Here is a 17,331-nt window from a genome sequence, read left to right as displayed (position 1 = left end):
TGTTTGTCCCTATGTAGGCGGTTCAGACATTCCCCGAGATCCGACTGGAGTGACATATGGCCCGCGTGACGGTTGAAGATTGCGTTGACAAAGTCCCGAACCGTTTCGAACTGGTGATGCTTGCTGCCCATCGTGCACGCGAGATCGCCGCCGGTTCTGCCCTGACGGTTGATCGTGACAACGACAAAAATCCGGTTTGTGCGCTGCGTGAAATCGCGGATGAGACCCAATCCGCAGACGATCTGCGCGAACGTCTTATCGAGGCGAACCAGACCCAGATCGAAGTCGATGAACCCGAAGACGATCAGATGGCCCAGCTTATGGCAGGCGAGCCCGCCTCTGCCGACAAGCCGGCTGATGACGACATGAACGAAGAGCGGATGCTGCGCGCGCTGATGGAAGCGCAGGGCCGCGAATAATCTGATCTGTTGAATGGTATGCGGAACGGGCGTCAATGATCGAAGTCGAAGACCTGATCGCGCTCGTTCGCAACTACAACCCGCATACCGATGACGGGTTGATCCGTAACGCTTATGCGTACGGGCTGAAGATGCATGAAGGGCAGTTCCGCCGCTCGGGCGAGCCCTATTTCACGCATCCTGTCGCCGTTGCCGCGATCCTGACCGAGATGCGTCTGGATGATGCGACGATTGTCACGGCGCTTTTGCATGACACGATCGAAGACACCCGTGCCTCCTATGCCGAGGTCGCGGGGCTTTTCGGGGAACCTATCGCCGAGCTGGTCGATGGTGTGACCAAGCTGACCAACCTGCAACTGTCTTCTTCCGAGACCAAACAGGCGGAAAATTTCCGCAAGCTGTTCATGGCGATGTCGAAGGATCTGCGGGTTATTCTGGTGAAGCTGGCGGACCGTCTGCATAACATGCGCACGATCAAGTCGATGAAGCCGGAAAAGCAGGCCCAGAAAGCCCGCGAAACCATGGAGATCTATGCGCCGCTTGCGGGCCGCATGGGGATGCAGTGGATGCGCGAGGAGCTGGAGGATCTGGCCTTCAAGGTGCTCAACCCCGAGGCGCGCACCTCGATCATCCGCCGCTTTGTCGGGCTGCAGAAAGAGACGGGGGATGTGATCCCCAAGATCTCGGGCGATATCCGTCTGCTGCTGGAAGAGGCCAAGATTGACGCCGATGTGTTCGGTCGGGCCAAGCGTCCCTATTCCATCTGGCGCAAGATGGAAGAGAAGCAGCTGGCCTTCTCGCGCCTGTCCGACATCTACGGGTTCCGCGTGATCACCAAGACCGAGGCCGAATGCTACCGTGTGCTGGGGCTGATCCACCACCGCTGGCGCGCCGTTCCGGGCCGGTTCAAGGATTACATCAGCCAGCCGAAAACCAACGGCTACCGCTCGATCCATACCACCGTGTCGGGTCGTGATGGCAAGCGCGTCGAGGTGCAGATCCGCACCCGCCAGATGCATGAGGTCGCCGAATCGGGGGTGGCCGCGCATTGGGCCTATAAGGATGGCGAGCGGTCCTCGAACCCCTTCGCGGTTGATCCGGCACAATGGATCACCACGCTGACCGAACGCTTCGGGGAGGGGGATCACGAGGAATTCCTCGAGAATGTCAAACTCGAGATGTATTCCGATCAGGTCTTCTGTTTCACGCCCAAAGGCGATGTCGTGAAGCTGCCCAAAGGGGCGACGCCGATCGATTTTGCCTATGCGATCCACACGCGGATCGGCAATTCCTGCGTCGGGGCGAAGGTGGATGGTATCCGTGTGCCGCTCTGGACAAGGCTCAAAAATGGTCAGTCCGTTCAGGTGATTACCGCTTCGGGGCAACGGCCTCAGGCGACGTGGCTGGATATCGTGGGCACCGGTCGGGCGCGTGCGGCTATCCGCAAGTCGCTGCGCGAGGAAGACCGGACACGCTTTGTCAAACTGGGGGCGGAGCTTGCGCGTGTGGCCTTTGAACATGTCGGTCGTAAAGTCACCGATAAGGCGCTGCGCACGGCGGCACGGTCGCTCGGGCTGACCGACGAGACCGAGGTTCTGGCCCGTCTGGGTTCGGCCGAGATTGCCTCGGGCGATGTGATTGGCGTGCTCTATCCCGAGCTTGTGCACCGTCGTGAAGAAACGGTCGAACCGACGCGTGCCGTGATCGGGCTCGGGGCCGATCAGAGCTTTACCCGTGCGGGATGCTGTCAGCCACTGCCGGGCGAGCGGATCGTGGGGATTACCTATCGCGGGCGCGGGGTCGTGATCCATTCGATCGACTGCCCCGCTTTGGAAGATGTTGAAAGCGAACCCGAACGCTGGGTCGATCTGCATTGGCAGGGGGGGCAGCATCCGCCGGTCTATACGGCCTCGCTGAAGGTCACGATTTCCAATGACGCAGGGGTGCTTGGCCATATCTGCACGCTGGTTGGCCAACAGAGGGCGAATATTTCCGATCTGAATTTTGTCGATCGGAAACCGGACTTTTACTCTTTGATTATAGAGGTGGAGTTGCGGGATATGGAACATCTGCACCGCCTGTTGACCGCGCTTGAAGCGGAAACAGATGTGGCACAGGTGGAACGTTGGCGCGATTTATCGCGCAAACCGTGACGATTGGCGGTTGCGTCTTACCTATAAGAAGGCGTTCATGGGGTCATGAGTGTCCGCATCGGGCGTTTCCCTGCGGATAGAAGGAAGTATTTCAGACGTGTTCAAGCGGCGTGAGAAAAAACCGATCCTGATCGCCGCGCGGGATGCTTTGTGGCCGCGCACGGGATGGTCCCGTGCGTTCCAGTATGTCAAGCACCGCATAAACCGTCTTCCCGACCGTCCCCAGCGCATTGCCCGCGGGATTGCGGCAGGTGTTTTCATCTCGTTTACGCCGTTTTTCGGGCTGCATTTCTTTGGGGCGGCTGCCATTGCGTGGCTGCTGCGCGGCAATATGATCGCCTCCATTCTGGGGACGTTTTTCGGCAATCCTCTGACCTTCCCGATCATCGCGGTTTTCTCGACGCAATTCGGGCGGCTGATTCTCGGGCAGGACCGTCCGCGTCAGGCTTTGGGGCAGGGCGGCTCTATCCTGACCCCCGATCCACAGGCGGCCAGCACGCTGGGCGAGGTTTTCGCGAGGGCAGGCCATGATCTGGTGCATAACTTCTGGGCGCTGTTTACACCTGCGCGACCGGAATGGGGCGGGTTGCACCAGTTTTTCTCCGATGTTTGGCTGCCCTATCTGGTTGGCGGGCTGCTGCCGGGGCTGATTGCGGCGGTGGTCATGTATTACGTCACCCTGCCGTTTATTTCGGCCTATCAGAACCGCCGCCGCGCCAAGCTGAAAGAGCGCCTTGAGCAGGCGCGTGCGAAACTGGCGGCCCGCTCGCGCGAACGCAGTGAACGGCGTGTCGCAGGGCGCACGAATGACACGGCTGCCAAGCACGAGGGCTGATCGGCCCATGTCAGATTGGGGTTCAATCTGGCGCATAGACACGCCATACTCTGTGCCGGATGATTGCCTTGAAGGTTGGCCCTGAAATGTCGAAGAAACTACGTCTTGGCGTGAATATCGATCACGTCGCTACAATCCGTAACGCGCGTGGATCGTCCTATCCCAGCCCGGTGCGGGCGGCGAAGCTGGCGGAAGCGGCGGGGGCCGACGGGATTACGGCACATCTGCGCGAAGACCGTCGCCACATCCGCGACAGTGATATCGAAGCTTTGCGGGCCGAACTGAGCACGCCGCTGAATTTCGAAATGGCCCCCACACCCGAGATGCAGGCGATCGCGCTGCGCCATATCCCGCATGCCTGCTGCATTGTGCCCGAAAAGCGCGAAGAGGTCACCACCGAGGGCGGGCTGGATGTGGCCGCGGATCAGGCGCGGCTGACGGAATATGTGAAGCCGCTGGTCGATGCCGGGATCCGTGTGTCGATGTTTATCGGCCACGAACCTGCCCAGATCGAGGCTTCGGCCCGCATCGGCGCGCAGGTGATCGAGCTGCATACGGGCCATTACTGCGATATGCATTTCGCGGGCCGCTTTGACGAACGCGATGCCGAGCTGGAGGCGCTGGCGGCAGGGGCGGCCTATGCGGCCGAGCTGGGCCTGGAGGTTCATGCTGGCCACGGGCTGACCTATGACACGGTTTCGCCGGTGGCCGCGATCAAGCAGATCCGCGAACTGAATATCGGTCATTTCCTTATTGCCGAAGCGGTGTTTCTCGGGCTACGTCCCGCCGTTGAACATATGCGCCACCTGATGGATGCGGCGCGCGGATAAACGAGTTTTTGCGGAAATCATTCAATGAATTATCTACGTTACCTTGCCTGTTTTGTGGGCGTGTCGGTTCTGGCCTCGGTGCTGCTTGCGGTGCTTCGGACGGCTGGTGTGCCGCTTTCGGGGGCGGCTTTCGGTGCGGTGCCGATCCTGGTCGCCGCGATGGTCGAGGGGCAGGGCTTTGCGCGTAAATACCAGCGCAGTCCCCGTGCGGGCGAGGCGTGGGGTTTTGCGCTGAAGGCCTTTGTTCTGGTGGCGCTTGTCGAACTGGGGCTGGGCACGCTGGCATGGTTTTTCCTGCCCGGGGCACAGGCGGGCGTTTCTGCTGGGCAACTGCCGTTGTTTCTGGCGATCGTTTTCGGGCTGACGTTTCTGCTGGTGGTTCTCATCTCGCGCTTCTTCTTTAGCACCAGTGCGAAGAACTATCTGAAAGCGATGGAGAAAAAGGCGCAGAAGCTGGCCAAGAGACAGGCGAAGGCATGATTATCGGCATCGGCAGCGATCTGGCCAATATCGAGCGTATCCAGAATACGCTCGACCGTTTCGGGGACCGGTTCCGCAATCGCGTTTTTACGCCGGTAGAGCAGGCCAAGGCCGATGCGCGGGCGGATGTGGCGGGCACCTATGCCAAACGCTGGGCCGCGAAAGAAGCCTGTTCCAAGGCGCTTGGCACGGGCTTGCGCATGGGAATTTCGTGGAAGGATATGGCGGTGACAAACCTGACCACCGGCCAGCCCGTGATGGAACTGACCGGCTGGGCCGCCGAACGGCTTTTGCAGATCACGCCTGCCGGTCACGAGGCAGTGATCCATGTGACATTGACGGATGATCATCCTTGGGCGCAAGCCTTTGTTGTGATCGAGGCACGGCCTCTTTCCACCCCTTCCGGTGCTGGCCTTTCTTGACAGCGCGCGCGCATCGCGCGAAGGAAGGGCGCAACCCACAAAGGAGCAAGCCCCGAATGGCAGACAAGACGAAGTCCCAGAACGGTATCATCGAGACGATCAAGACGGTTTTCTGGGCCCTGCTCATTGCGGGCGTGTTCCGCACGCTCTTCTTCCAGCCGTTCTGGATTCCGTCGGGGTCCATGAAGGATACGCTACTGATCGGCGATTTCCTTTTCGTGAACAAGATGGCTTATGGCTATTCGCGCTATTCCTGCCCCTTCGCGGCCTGCCCGATTTCGGGGCGCATTCTGGCGCATGATCCCAAGCGCGGCGATGTGGTGGTGTTCCGTCACCCGACCAAGGGGGTCGATTTCATCAAGCGGGTGATCGGCCTGCCGGGAGACCGTATCCAGGTGCGCGAAGGTGTGCTCTATATCAACGATAAGGCCGTCAAACTGGAGAATGCACCCGATTTCACCGAGATCAAGGAACAGCAGGGCCCGCAAGGTCTGGTGCCGCGCTGCGCGAATGATCCGGTCGGGCAGGGGGGCACCTGTGTCAAAGAGCGCCAGCGCGAGACGCTGCCCAATGGCGTGACCCATGACATTCTCAATATCACAGATCAGGGCTTCTTGGATAATACCGAAGTCTTCACCGTCCCCGAAGGCGAGTATTTCTTCATGGGGGATAACCGCGACAACTCCGAAGACAGCCGTGTGCCGCTGCGCGCCGGTGGCGTGGGCTTCGTGCCGGCAGAATATCTGGTGGGCCGTGCCGACCGGATCATGTTCTCTTCGGCAGGGCGGTCGCTCTTCTTCTTCTGGACCTGGCGTCCGGATCGTTTCTTCAAGGCAATCGAGTGAAACTCTCAAGCGACATCACAGACTTCATGGAGAGGCTCGGGCATCAGTTTGATAAGCCCGAGCTGATCATTCGTGCATTGACCCATGCGTCGATCTCGACCAAGACCCGCCCCGATAACCAGCGGCTCGAGTTTCTGGGCGACCGCGTTTTGGGGCTGACGATGGCCGAGGCGCTGTTTTCTGCCGATAAGGCCGCGACCGAAGGCCAGCTTGCGCCGCGTTTCAACGCGCTTGTGCGCAAGGAAGCCTGTGCCGAGGTCGCGCGCGAAATCGATCTGGGGGCGGTGCTGAAGCTGGGGCGGTCGGAAATGATGACCGGAGGCCGCCGCAAGGAGGCGCTTCTGGCCGATGCGATGGAGGCGGTGATTGCCGCCGTCTATCTGGATGCCGGTTTCGAGGTCGCCCGCGATCTGGTGCTGCGCCTTTGGGGCGAGCGGGTCGAATCCGTGGATGCCGATAGCCGCGATGCCAAGACATCCCTGCAGGAATGGGCGCAGGCCCGCCATCTTGCCCCGCCGAAATATGTGACCATCTCGCGCGACGGGCCGGACCATGCCCCCGTCTTCGAGATCGAAGCGCAACTTGAAAATGGCGAAACCGCCCGTGCCAAGGCCCGCGCAAAACGTCAGGCCGAACAGGCCGCAGCCCGAGCCCTGCTCGACCGGATGGAGAAAAAAGCATGACCGAAGAGACCCGCGCAGGCTTTGTCGCCCTGATCGGCGAGCCCAATGCCGGTAAATCGACGCTGCTGAACCGGATGGTGGGCGCGAAAGTGTCGATCGTCACGCATAAGGTGCAGACCACCCGCGCCCGTATTCGTGGTGTGGCAATGGCCGGCCAAAGCCAGATCGTCTTCGTGGATACCCCCGGTATCTTCCGCCCGCGCCGTCGTCTGGACCGCGCGATGGTGAAAGCTGCTTGGGGTGGGGCGGCAGATGCCGACGTGGTGGTTCTGCTGGTCGAGGCCCATCGTGGTTTGACCGGCGGCGTCGAGGCGATCATCGAGGCGCTGAAGGAACGCGGCGGCGACCAGCCTGTGGCGCTCGCGATCAACAAGATCGACAAGGTGAAATCCGAGGATCTTCTGGCGCTGACCCAGAAGCTGAACGACGCTTTCCCCTTCGTGAAGACCTTCATGATCTCTGCCGAGCGCGGTCATGGCGTAGAAGACCTGCGCGAATGGCTGGCAGGCGAGGTGCCCGCAGGCCCGTGGCTCTATCCCGAAGACCAGATCGCCGATCTGCCGATGCGCATGATCGCGGCCGAGATCACCCGCGAGAAGCTGACCCTGCGTCTGCATGAGGAGCTGCCCTATCAGCTGACCGTCGAGACCGAACATTGGACCGACCGTGAGGATGGCACCACCCGTATCGATCAGGTGATCTATGTCGCGCGCGATGGCCATAAGGGCATCGTGCTGGGCAAGGGTGGCGAAACGATCAAGGGCGTATCCACCGCGGCCCGTGCCGATCTTTGCGAATTCCTTGGCAAGACCGTGCATCTGTTCTTGCAGGTGAAGGTGCGTCCGAACTGGCTCGAAGAGCGTGACCGCTATTCCGAGATGGGTCTGGATTTCAAGGACGGCGATTGATGCTGACGGCGGAATTCTGGGTGAAGGCCTATCTCAAACGGCTCGAACTTGCGAATATTCCGGCCTATGTGACGGCGCATGGCAATGATGCCTCGGGCGCGGTGCTGGTGAAATGCGCCCGCCTTGATGGCACTGCCGAGGCCTTCCAGCGCAGTTTTGATCTGATGACCGGTGCGCGCAAATGGATGTCTCTGGTGGCGGGGCCGGAGGCCGATGTCGATGCCTCGATCCGCAAACAGCGCAGTTTTGACCGCGACCTCTGGGTGATCGAGATCGAAAGCCGCGAGGGCGTGACCCTTCTGGATGAAGACGGTTTGATGGATTGAGATGGATTGGGTTGACCAAGGCACCATCCTGACCAGCCGTCCGCAGGGCGAGACCTCGCGCCTGATCGAAGTATTTACCGAAACCCATGGCCGCCACGCGGGCATCGTGCGGGGCGGGGCCTCGCGCAAGATGGCGGCGCATCTGCAACCGGGAAGCCATGTGTCCGTCCGGTGGCGGGCGCGTCTGGCCGATCAGCTTGGGGCCTTCACCGTCGAGCCGCTTAAATCGCGTGCGGGGGCGATGCAGGACCGGCTGGCGCTGCTGGGGCTGAATTCCACCTGCGCTCTGCTGGCCTTCGCATTGCCCGACCGTGAGGCGCATCCCGCCCTTTATCATCGCTCCGAGCCGCTGTTCGATGTGATCGGGCAGGCCCATGAGGGCTGGATTTTGGATTACCTGCGCTGGGAAATGACCCTTCTGGAGGATCTGGGCTACGGGCTGGATCTGACGCGCTGTGCGGTGACCGGCAGTTTTGACGATCTGGCTTATGTCAGCCCCAAAACGGGTCGTGCGGTGAGCCGTAAAGGCGCGGGCGATTGGGCGCCGCGCCTTCTGCCCTTGCCGCAATTCCTGTTGGGGCAGGGGCCTGCCTCGCTGGCTGAGGTCGAAGAGGGGCTGGGGCTCACGGGCTATTTCCTGAACACCCATCTGGCCCCTGCTTTGGGCAACCGCCCTTTGCCTGCGGCACGGGCGCGTCTGGTCGAGGCTTTAGCGCGGCTTTAGGGCGCGGGACGGTCGTCCAGCTTCAGTTGCAGCAGCACCAGATTGAGCCAGCGTCCGAATTTGCGCCCTACCTCCGGCATGCGGCCCGTTTCAACAAAGCCCAGCCGTTCGTGCAGCTTGATCGATCCGGGATTGTCTTCGGAAATCGCCGCCACCATCACATGTTTGCCGGCGTTCCGCGCATGGGCAATCACCGCCTCAAGCAGCGGCGTCCCAAGCCCGCGCCCACGCATCGACGGGTGCACATAGACCGAATGTTCGACGCTTAGCGCATAGCCGTCATGGGGGCGATAGGGGCCATAGCTGGCATAGCCCATAACCTTGCCGTCGACCTCGGTCACAAAGACCGGAAAGCCCGCGGCCTGACGCTCGGCAATCCATGCGCGGCGGTTCTCGGCATCAACCAGAACCTCGTTCCAGATGGCGGTCGTGGTCTGCACCGCATCATTGTAGATGTCCAGAATATCTTCGGCATCACTCGCACAGGCGTCACGGATCATCGCATCCCCCTAATGTTTCCGCCCAGATTGCGCGGATTATGGGGCTATGCAATCAGAATCGGGGCCCGAAGGCCCCGATGTCGCAAGATCAGCCCAGCAGGCGGCGGGCGATCACCTGCGCCTGAATCTCGGCAGCACCTTCGAAGATATTCAGGATGCGAGCGTCACAAAGGATGCGCGAGATCTGGTATTCCAGCGCGAAACCATTGCCGCCGTGGATCTGCAACCCATTGTCGGCGGCCGACCATGCCACGCGCGCGCCCAGCAGTTTCGCCATGCCTGCCTCAAGGTCGCAGCGGTGGCCGTGGTCCTTTTCCCAAGCCGAGAAATAGGTCAGCTGGCGGGCGATCATCGTCTCGGTCGCCATGATGGCCAGCTTGCCTGCCACCCGCGGGAATTCGATCAGCGATTTGCCGAACTGCTTGCGGTCGATGGCATATTGCATCGCCACCTCACAGGCCGATTGCGCCACGCCAACGGCACGGGCCGCCGTCTGGATGCGCGCGGATTCGAAGGTCTCCATAAGCTGCTTGAAGCCCTTGCCTTCCTCGCCGCCCAGAAGGTTCTCGCCCTTCACGCGGAAGCCGTCGAAGCCGAGTTCATATTCCTTCATGCCGCGATAGCCCAAGACCTCGATCTCGCCGCCGGTCATGCCCTCGGTGGGGAAGGGGTTGTCATCGGTGCCCGGCGTCTTTTCGGCCAGGAACATCGACAGGCCCTTATAGTCGCTGGTCGAAGGATCGGTGCGGGCCAGAAGCGTCATCACATGGGTGCGCTGCGCATGGGTGATCCATGTCTTATTGCCGGTGATCACCCAGTCATCGCCATCCTTCACCGCGCGGGTCCGCAAAGACCCCAGATCCGAGCCGGTGTTCGGTTCGGTAAAGACGGCGGTGGACAGGATCTCGCCCGAGGCCAGACCGGGCAGCCATTTCTGCTTTTGCTCTTCGGTGCCGCCGCAAAGGATCAGCTCTGCCGCGATTTCCGAGCGCGTGCCCAGCGAGCCCACGCCGATATAGCCGCGCGACAGTTCTTCGGTGACCACGGCCATCGCCGCCTTCGACATGCCGAAGCCGCCATATTCCTCGGGGATGGTCAGGCCGAAGACGCCCAGTTCGGCCAGTTCCTCGATGGTCTCCATCGGGATCAGCTCGTCCTTCAGGTGCCATTCATGGGCGAAGGGTTTTACCTTTTCCTCGGCGTAGCGGTAGAATTGCTCGCGCACCATCTCCAGCTCTTCGTCCAGACCGGAGGTGCCGAAGATCGAACGGCCCTGCAGCTCGCGCAACTCGGCAACCAGCATCTGGCGGGCCTCGGGGCTGTTGCCGCGGGTCATCAGTTCGCGGGCTTCTGCCGACGGGGTCCAGCTGATCTCCAGATCCGACAGGCGCGCGATCTCGCCCTGGCTCATCGGGATGCCACCCGCGATCTGGTTGAGATATTCGCCAAAGCCGATCTGCAGCAGCAGACTGTCGATCACACCCAGACCGTTCTCGCTGGAACGCAGCGCCCATGCCTGAAGCTGTTTGAGGCTTTCCTCATAGGTGGCCAGCCATGCCAGCGCATGCGCCTGAAACTGGTGCGCCTCCAGTGCGGCACCCGATACGCGCCCGTCAACGGTTACCTTGTGGCGCAGCGCCTCTTTGGCCTGCGAGACCAGTGTGGCGATCTCGGGCAGGGTTGCCCCCGTCACTGTCGTCAGATCCGCCAGAATGCCAGTCATGCTCATCTCCGCCCCATCATGCGCCATGAATCAGTCCTCCCTGAGTGGACTTCCTTGTAATCCTTTTGCAGTCGCAGCGCAATAAAAAACCAAAATAGAGTTACAATTTGATCCAATGTTACCCTTTGGAAAATATAGTCTCGACTATTCAAGCGCTTCTACGGGTTGTAAGCATGGTCACAAGATTGCGAGGAGGGGTGCAATGTTCGGGATGGAAATCTGGCAGCTTGCGGTGGCCGTCGGGGTGGCGGTGATTGCGGGCTTTGTAAAAGGTGCCATCGGTTTTGCGTTGCCGATGATCATGCTTTCGGCCTATGCCTCGATCTTCGACGCAGATACGGCGCTTGCGCTTTTGATCCTGCCGGTGACGGCCACCAATGTGGCGCAGGCGTTGCGGCAGGGCTGGCGGGCGGCTTGGGAGACGGCGGTGCAATACCGGCTGCATCTGGTCACGCTGCTGGTCTGTATCGCCATCAGCGCCAATTTCGTCACGGTGCTGCCCAAGGCGTTGGGCTATGCGCTGTTGGGCGTGCCGATCATCCTTTACACGGCGTCGGAAATTCTGGGCTACGGGCTACGCTTGCACACCCGCCATGCGAAACGCTTCGAGTTCTGGTCCAGCGTTGTGGGCGGCTTGTTTGGCGGGATCTCCGGCATCTGGGGGCCGCCGCTGATTGCCTATCTGATGTCGATGAAGGTCGAGAAGACCGAAGCCATGCGGATCATGGGCGTGTCCTTTTTTGCGGGCGGGGTGATGCTGACGGGCGCGCATCTGATGACGGGAGTGATGAATGCCCATACCTTCCCGATGTCGGCGCTTCTGGTGATTCCGTCTTTTGCTGGGCTGTGGCTGGGATTCTGGGCGCATGACCGGCTGAATGCGGTGCTGTTCCGGCGCGCGACCCTGTTTGTGTTGCTGCTGACGGGCATCAATCTGCTGCGCAAGGCGTTTATGGGCTAGTGTTGTGCCTGTGCGGCCTTCGCGCTATGCGAGGGGAAACCCCTGACAGGAGCCCAGCCCATGCCTATTGATCCCGTCGACCTCAGCGCCCAGCTGATCCGCTGCCCCTCTGTCACACCGCAGGAGGGGGGCGCTTTGGTGCTTCTGGAGGGCATGCTGAGCGAGGCGGGCTTTGCCTGCACGCGCGTGGACCGCGGCGGCGTGTCCAACCTCTTCGCCCGCTGGGGGGCGAAGAATGCGGCCAGGTCTTTCGGCTTTGGCGGCCACACCGATGTGGTGCCGGTGGGCGACGAGGCCGCTTGGACCAAGCCGCCGTTTTCCGGCCTGATCGAGGATGGTGTTCTTTGGGGGCGCGGGGCCACCGATATGAAAACCGGCGTGGCGGCCTTTGTCGCGGCGGCGGTGGATTTCGTGAAGGATACGCCACCTGATGGGGCGATTGTCTTCGTGATTACCGGCGATGAGGAAGGCCCCGCCAAGGATGGCACCGTGGCCGTTCTGGACTGGATGGAGGCTGAAGGCGAGACGATGTCGGTCTGTCTGGTGGGCGAGCCGACCTCTCCGGAAGTGTTGGGCGATATGATCAAGATCGGGCGTCGGGGCTCGGTGACCTTCGATCTGCTGGCCGAGGGCGTGCAGGGCCATGTCGCCTATCCGCATCGGGCCAAGAACCCGCTGCATGCGCTGGTGGATCTGCTGGGGCGCATGAATGCCCAGCCGCTGGACAATGGCACCGCGCATTTCGACCCGTCTTCCTTGCAGGTGACCACCATCGATTGCGGCAATACGGCCAGCAATATCGTGCCTGCCCGTGCGACGGCGCAGGTGAACATCCGCTTCAACGATGCCCATAGCGGGGCCTCGCTGACCGAATGGGCCGAAGGCTTGGTGGCAGAGGTCGCGCAGGAGACGGGTGTGAAGATCGGCCTGACGACGTCTATCTCGGGCGAAAGCTTCTATACCGCGCCGGGTCCTTTCGTCGAGCTGGTCTTCGATGCGATCGAGGCCGAATGCGGTCTCCGGCCGGAACTCTCCACTTCGGGCGGCACCTCGGATGCGCGGTTCATCAAACACCATTGTCCGGTGCTGGAATTCGGTCTGGTCGGGAAAACCATGCATAAGGTCGACGAGCGGATCGAGACCTCCCAGATTACCCAGCTGAAGGCGGTCTATACCCGCATCCTTCAGGGCTATTTCGCATGAGAACCTGCGAAGAGGTCACTGATCTGGCGCAGGTCCACGCGCTGCGCCGCGCGGTCTTTATCGAGGAACAGGGCTATAGCGAGGCCGAGGAATTCGATGGCCGTGACGGCGACGCCCTGCAGATCCTGATGCGCGAGGGCGATCAGCCGATTGCCACCGCGCGGGTGTTTATCGAGGGCGAGACCGCCAAGATCGGGCGCATCTGTGTGGCGAAATCGCATCGCGGCTTGGGGCTTGGGGCCGAGATCCTGCGTGATGCGATGACGCGGGCCAAGGCGAAAGGCTGCACCAAGGCGATGCTCAGCGCTCAGGTGCAGGCGATCCCTTTCTACGAAAAACTGGGCTACACCGCCTATGGCGAGACCTATCCCGATGGCCATGTGCCGCATCGCGATATGGTGGCGCCGCTTTGATCTTTCCCGCGTGACGGAAATCGCGCGCCATGCTAGGCAAAACTCATGACAACACAGATTCCGTCCCGTGAGCAAATCCTCGATTGGCTCAATGATAACCCGACCACGACCTCCAAGCGTGATATCGCCCGTGCCTTTGGCATCAAGGGCCAAGCTAAGATCGAGCTGAAGCGCATCCTGCGCGAGATGGAGGACGAAGGGCTGGTCGAGCGCCGCCGCAAGTCCTTCCGCGAGCCGTCCAAGCTGCCGCCGGTGACGGTGCTTGAGGTGCTGCGCCCTGACAGCATGGGTGATCTCTGGGCGAAGCCCCTGGAATGGGAAGGCGAGGGGGCCGAGCCTCTGATCCTGATGATCCCAAAGGCGGGCGAAGAGGCCTTGGGGCCGCATGACCGCGTGCTGGCGCGGCTGACCGAGACGCCCGACGAGCAATATGATTACGAGGCCCGCCCGATCCGCAAGATCGGTTCGGCGGCCAAGAAGGTTGTTGTGGGCATCTTCCGCAAAACCGCCGAGGGCGGGCGGATCGTGCCTATCGACAAGGGGCAGGACAAGGAATGGCATGTGCCGCATGCGGCTGCCATGGAGGCCCGCGACGGCGAGCTGGTCGAGGCCGAACAAAGCGCCCCGCGTGGCCGCATGGGCCTGCCGCTGGCGCGGATCATCGCGCGTCTGGGCGACCCGACTGCGCCCAAGGCCGTGTCGCTGATTGCGATCCATCAGCATGGTATCCCCGACCGTTTCCCCGATGAGGTGATTGCCGAGGCCGATGCCGCAAAGCCCGCCGGTATGGAGGGCCGTGAAGACCTGACGCATATGCCCTTTGTCACCATCGATCCGGGTGATGCGCGTGACCATGACGACGCCTGTTTCGTCGAATATGACCGCGATCCGGCCAATGAGGATGGCACGATCCTTTGGGTCGCCATTGCCGATGTGGCGCATTATGTGACGCCCAATTCCGCGCTGGACCGCGAGGCGCGGATGCGCGGCAATTCGAGCTATTTCCCCGACCGCGTGGTGCCGATGCTGCCCGACCGTCTGTCGGGGGATCTATGCTCGCTGCATGAGGGTGTGTCGCGGGCGGTTCTGGTGGCGAAAATGACCATTGATGCCGATGGCAACAAGGTCCGCCACAGCTTCCACCGTGCGATGATCAAATCGGTCGCTTCGCTGGAATATGGTCAGGTGCAGCGCGCGCAGGATGGCAATCCCGACGAGCAATGCGAACCTCTGATGGAGGAGGTGATCGAGCCGCTTTACGATTGCTACGCCGCTCTTCTGCGGGCGCGGGCGCGTCGTCAGCCGCTGAACCTTGACCTGCCTGAACGCAAGATCGTGCTGTCTGACAGCGGCAAGGTGCTGTCGATCCAGTTCAAGGAACGGCTGGATGCGCATAAGCTGATCGAAGAATTCATGGTGCTGGCCAATGTGGCCGCCGCCGAGGAACTTGAACGCCTGAAGCGCCCGCTTCTGTATCGCGTGCATGAAGAACCCAGTCAGGACAAGCTCGAGTCCTTGCGCGAGGTCGCGCAGGCTTCGGGCTTCAAGCTGGCCAAGGGGCAGGTCTTGCGGACCTCGCATCTGAACCACCTGCTGGAGCAGGCATTGAACAGCGATTTCAACGAGCTGATCAATATGTCTACGTTGCGGACCATGACGCAGGCCTATTACTACCCGCAGAATTTCGGGCATTTCGGTCTGGCGCTGAAATCCTATGCGCATTTCACCTCGCCCATCCGCCGCTATTCGGACCTGATCGTGCATCGGGCGCTGATCTCGGGGCATGGATGGGGCGATGATGGGCTGAGCCAATGGGATATCGAGCACCTCGAAGAGACGGCCAAGCAGATTTCCGATACCGAGCGCCGGTCGATGGCGGCGGAACGCGATACGACCGACCGCTATCTGGCGGCCTATCTGTCGGAACGTGTGGGCAACGAGTTCACGGGCCGCGTGTCGGGCGTGCAGGGCTTTGGCCTGTTCATCCGGCTGGATGAGACGGGTGCCGACGGGATGATCCCGATCCGTGCCATCGGCAACGAGTTCTTCCATTTCGATCGCGAGGCCCAGACGCTGACCGGTGCCGACACCGGCATCGAGATCACCGCAGGCATGCGGGTTCTGGTGCGTCTGGTCGAGGCCGTGCCGGTGACGGGTGGGCTGTTGCTGGATCTGTTGCAACTGGAAGGGGCCGAGCTGCCCTCGTCGCGCCGCTCGGCACGGCGCAAGGGGCGGCCCGGCACATCGGCCCCGCGCAAGATTGGCGCTCTGAAGGCCAAAACCCGCGCCAAGGCCCGTAAGGTCAAGCGCGAGCGGAAGTCAAAGTAACCACTCGATCGGCAGGAACGATCCTGCCACGATCAGGAAACGCTGCCACCACGAGGTATAGGGCTCGTGGTGCCAGATTTCCGTGCCCTGATCGGTGGTGCGTTCCCAGCGGATGCGCTTGTGTTCGCGCGTCAGTTTCCATGCCGCGGCGGGAATAACGCTTTCAAAGCCTTTATGCAGGTGCTCCGCCCAGTCCTTATCGTGGATCACGATCCCCATTTCGGTATTCAGCAGAAGCGAACGCGGATCGAAGTTGAAGGTGCCGATAAAGACCTTCTCGGTATCGACAGACAGGATCTTGGCATGCAGTTTCGTGCGCGCAAAGGGCGAGGTCCCGCGGCGGTGATGCCCGATCAGCCCACGGCGGAACTTGACATGTTCGTCATGGGCGAATTCATAGATCTCCACCCCGCCCGACAGCAGTTTGCGGCGCTGGCCCGAATAGCCGGTATGGACGATGGGCTTGTCCGAGGAGGCCAGCGAATTGGTCAGCACCCGCACCTTCACCCCTGCTTTGGCCAGTTTGATCAACTGGCGGCGGCCCGCATTGCGCGGCACGAAATAGGGCGAGATTATATCGAAACGGGTGGTGGGCGTGCCCATCGCCATATGCATATTGGGAAACAGCAGATTGCGTCGACGGGCGCGGCCCAGAACCTTTTCGGGGGCGTCATAAAGCAGCTTCACCTCGGCTTCACGCAGATTGGGGCGGCCTGCCTCCAGTTCCTCCGTGGTTGGGGTTTCGGCCAGAAGCGCCAGAAAGTTCTGCGCATCCTCACTTTTGACGCGCTCTGCATTCTGCGCCGCGCCTGTTCGGGTGTCCTCTAACAGCCGGTCGGGCAGGATGGTGTCTGCGGGCCATGTCGGTTCGGAATTCCAGTAGGTTTCGAATTCCTCGCGGGCCTCGCATGCGGCGCGGCCCATCACGAGCGCGTCGAAATCCATGAAGGTGCCCATGCGGGCGAGATCATTGTAATATTCATCCCCCACATTGCGCCCGCCAACCACGGCGGCGCGCCCATCGACCACCAGCGCCTTGTTATGCATGCGCCGGTTCAGGCGCCGGAAATCCATTGCATAGCCCAGAAGCCGCATGCCGCGCAGCGGGAAGGGGTTGAAAAGCCGCACTTCGATCCGAGGATGGGCATTCATCCACGCGATCCGCGCGTCAATCGGTTTGGTCGCGTTATCGTCGATCAGAAGGCGCACCCGCACACCGCGCTCCGCCGCTTTGTGCAGGGCCTCCAACATCAGGCTTCCGCAGGTATCGGGACGCCAGAGATAGTATTGCACCTCGATACTATGTTCGGCCATCTCGATCAGCTTGAGGCGGGTCGCGAAGGCCTCGATGCCATCCGGAAGCGGAAGCACACCGGATATCGAGAGATCGGGCCAGATCCCTGCCAACCGCGTCTTTTCCGGCAAGGCGAGAACCTCGGGGGGCAGGTCGGGGCGTTCGGGGAGGCGCGTGCGTGTCCAGAGCCAGAGAAAAGCCATCAGGCCAAGGACGAGAATACCGAAAATCATAGGCCACCACGGTCTGTTACAGTGCAAAGCTAGCGCGTGGGGCAAAAATGG

Annotated in this window: 18 protein-coding genes; 15 read left to right on the top strand and 3 right to left on the bottom strand. The window is 61.4% G+C overall.

Going from position 1 to position 17,331, the window contains the following annotated elements; genetic code table 11:
* The first annotated feature begins 56 nt into the window (after window positions 1-56).
* The 11 genes from rpoZ (at window position 57) to recO (ending at window position 8,625) form a co-directional block, all read left to right on the top strand.
* Window positions 57-419: a DNA-directed RNA polymerase subunit omega gene (gene rpoZ, locus AC2ISB_RS10445; RefSeq protein WP_339108142.1), complete on the top strand. Its 363-nt coding sequence runs from the start codon at window positions 57-59 to the stop codon at window positions 417-419.
* Window positions 420-454: 35 nt separating this feature from the next.
* Entirely contained in the window at window positions 455-2,572 is a 2,118-nt protein-coding gene (locus AC2ISB_RS10440; RefSeq protein ID WP_339108141.1) for a RelA/SpoT family protein, read from the top strand.
* A 97-nt stretch (window positions 2,573-2,669) separates the two neighbouring features.
* A complete protein-coding gene (locus tag AC2ISB_RS10435) occupies window positions 2,670-3,407 on the top strand; it encodes a DUF2062 domain-containing protein (protein ID WP_339108140.1) in 738 nt (245 codons plus the stop codon).
* A gap of 86 nt (window positions 3,408-3,493) precedes the next feature.
* On the top strand, window positions 3,494-4,237 hold the full coding sequence (locus AC2ISB_RS10430; protein WP_339108139.1) for a pyridoxine 5'-phosphate synthase: 744 nt from the start codon (window positions 3,494-3,496) through the stop codon (window positions 4,235-4,237).
* Between the two features lie 24 nt (window positions 4,238-4,261).
* The gene (locus tag AC2ISB_RS10425) at window positions 4,262-4,717 is read left to right on the top strand and encodes an ABZJ_00895 family protein (protein ID WP_486574935.1); all 456 of its coding nucleotides are present in this window, start codon (window positions 4,262-4,264) and stop codon (window positions 4,715-4,717) included.
* Window positions 4,714-5,139 carry a holo-ACP synthase gene (acpS, locus tag AC2ISB_RS10420; RefSeq protein ID WP_406721253.1) on the top strand — a complete coding sequence of 142 codons (426 nt, stop codon included), beginning with the start codon at window positions 4,714-4,716 and terminating at the stop codon, window positions 5,137-5,139. Before AC2ISB_RS10425 ends, acpS begins: the two co-directional genes overlap by 4 nt.
* 56 nt (window positions 5,140-5,195) lie before the next feature.
* Window positions 5,196-5,984: a signal peptidase I gene (gene lepB, locus AC2ISB_RS10415; protein ID WP_339108136.1), complete on the top strand. Its 789-nt coding sequence runs from the start codon at window positions 5,196-5,198 to the stop codon at window positions 5,982-5,984.
* On the top strand, window positions 5,981-6,667 hold the full coding sequence (gene rnc, locus AC2ISB_RS10410) for a ribonuclease III (protein WP_339108135.1): 687 nt from the start codon (window positions 5,981-5,983) through the stop codon (window positions 6,665-6,667). Before lepB ends, rnc begins: the two co-directional genes overlap by 4 nt.
* Complete coding sequence (era, locus tag AC2ISB_RS10405) at window positions 6,664-7,575, top strand: GTPase Era (RefSeq protein ID WP_486574934.1); 912 nt, start codon at window positions 6,664-6,666, stop codon at window positions 7,573-7,575. Before rnc ends, era begins: the two co-directional genes overlap by 4 nt.
* The gene (locus AC2ISB_RS10400; RefSeq protein WP_339108133.1) at window positions 7,575-7,901 is read left to right on the top strand and encodes a DUF1491 family protein; all 327 of its coding nucleotides are present in this window, start codon (window positions 7,575-7,577) and stop codon (window positions 7,899-7,901) included. Before era ends, AC2ISB_RS10400 begins: the two co-directional genes overlap by 1 nt.
* 1 nt (window position 7,902) lies before the next feature.
* On the top strand, window positions 7,903-8,625 hold the full coding sequence (gene recO / locus AC2ISB_RS10395) for a DNA repair protein RecO (protein WP_339108132.1): 723 nt from the start codon (window positions 7,903-7,905) through the stop codon (window positions 8,623-8,625).
* Here recO and AC2ISB_RS10390 read toward each other — a convergent pair.
* Window positions 8,622-9,125, bottom strand: a complete 504-nt coding sequence (locus AC2ISB_RS10390; protein ID WP_486574933.1) for a GNAT family N-acetyltransferase — start codon at window positions 9,123-9,125, stop codon at window positions 8,622-8,624. The two genes, recO and AC2ISB_RS10390, sit on opposite strands and share 4 nt — an antisense overlap.
* Window positions 9,126-9,213: 88 nt before the next feature.
* The gene (locus tag AC2ISB_RS10385; protein ID WP_406721249.1) at window positions 9,214-10,875 is read right to left on the bottom strand and encodes an acyl-CoA dehydrogenase family protein; all 1,662 of its coding nucleotides are present in this window, start codon (window positions 10,873-10,875) and stop codon (window positions 9,214-9,216) included.
* A 175-nt stretch (window positions 10,876-11,050) separates the two neighbouring features.
* Between AC2ISB_RS10385 and AC2ISB_RS10380 the strand changes: the two genes are divergently transcribed.
* The 4 genes from AC2ISB_RS10380 to rnr are packed head-to-tail and all read left to right on the top strand — an operon-like array spanning window position 11,051 to window position 15,753.
* Window positions 11,051-11,809 carry a sulfite exporter TauE/SafE family protein gene (locus AC2ISB_RS10380; protein WP_339108129.1) on the top strand — a complete coding sequence of 253 codons (759 nt, stop codon included), beginning with the start codon at window positions 11,051-11,053 and terminating at the stop codon, window positions 11,807-11,809.
* A 60-nt stretch (window positions 11,810-11,869) separates the two neighbouring features.
* A complete protein-coding gene (gene dapE, locus AC2ISB_RS10375; protein WP_486574932.1) occupies window positions 11,870-13,012 on the top strand; it encodes a succinyl-diaminopimelate desuccinylase in 1,143 nt (380 codons plus the stop codon).
* On the top strand, window positions 13,009-13,425 hold the full coding sequence (locus tag AC2ISB_RS10370; RefSeq protein WP_486574931.1) for a GNAT family N-acetyltransferase: 417 nt from the start codon (window positions 13,009-13,011) through the stop codon (window positions 13,423-13,425). Before dapE ends, AC2ISB_RS10370 begins: the two co-directional genes overlap by 4 nt.
* A 45-nt stretch (window positions 13,426-13,470) precedes the next feature.
* Window positions 13,471-15,753 (top strand): ribonuclease R, encoded by a 2,283-nt coding sequence (gene rnr, locus AC2ISB_RS10365; RefSeq protein WP_486574929.1) that lies wholly within the window; start codon window positions 13,471-13,473, stop codon window positions 15,751-15,753.
* On the opposite strand, the gene AC2ISB_RS10360 is transcribed toward rnr, so the two are convergent.
* Window positions 15,745-17,280, bottom strand: coding sequence for a phospholipase D-like domain-containing protein (locus tag AC2ISB_RS10360; protein WP_406736092.1), 1,536 nt, complete (start codon window positions 17,278-17,280; stop codon window positions 15,745-15,747). The two genes, rnr and AC2ISB_RS10360, sit on opposite strands and share 9 nt — an antisense overlap.
* Window positions 17,281-17,331: the final 51 nt, after the last annotated feature.

The organism is Thioclava sp. NS-SX20 (genome assembly GCF_057380695.1).
Note: the sequence above shows the minus strand (reverse complement) of the source record. Positions and strands in the feature narration are given on the sequence as shown.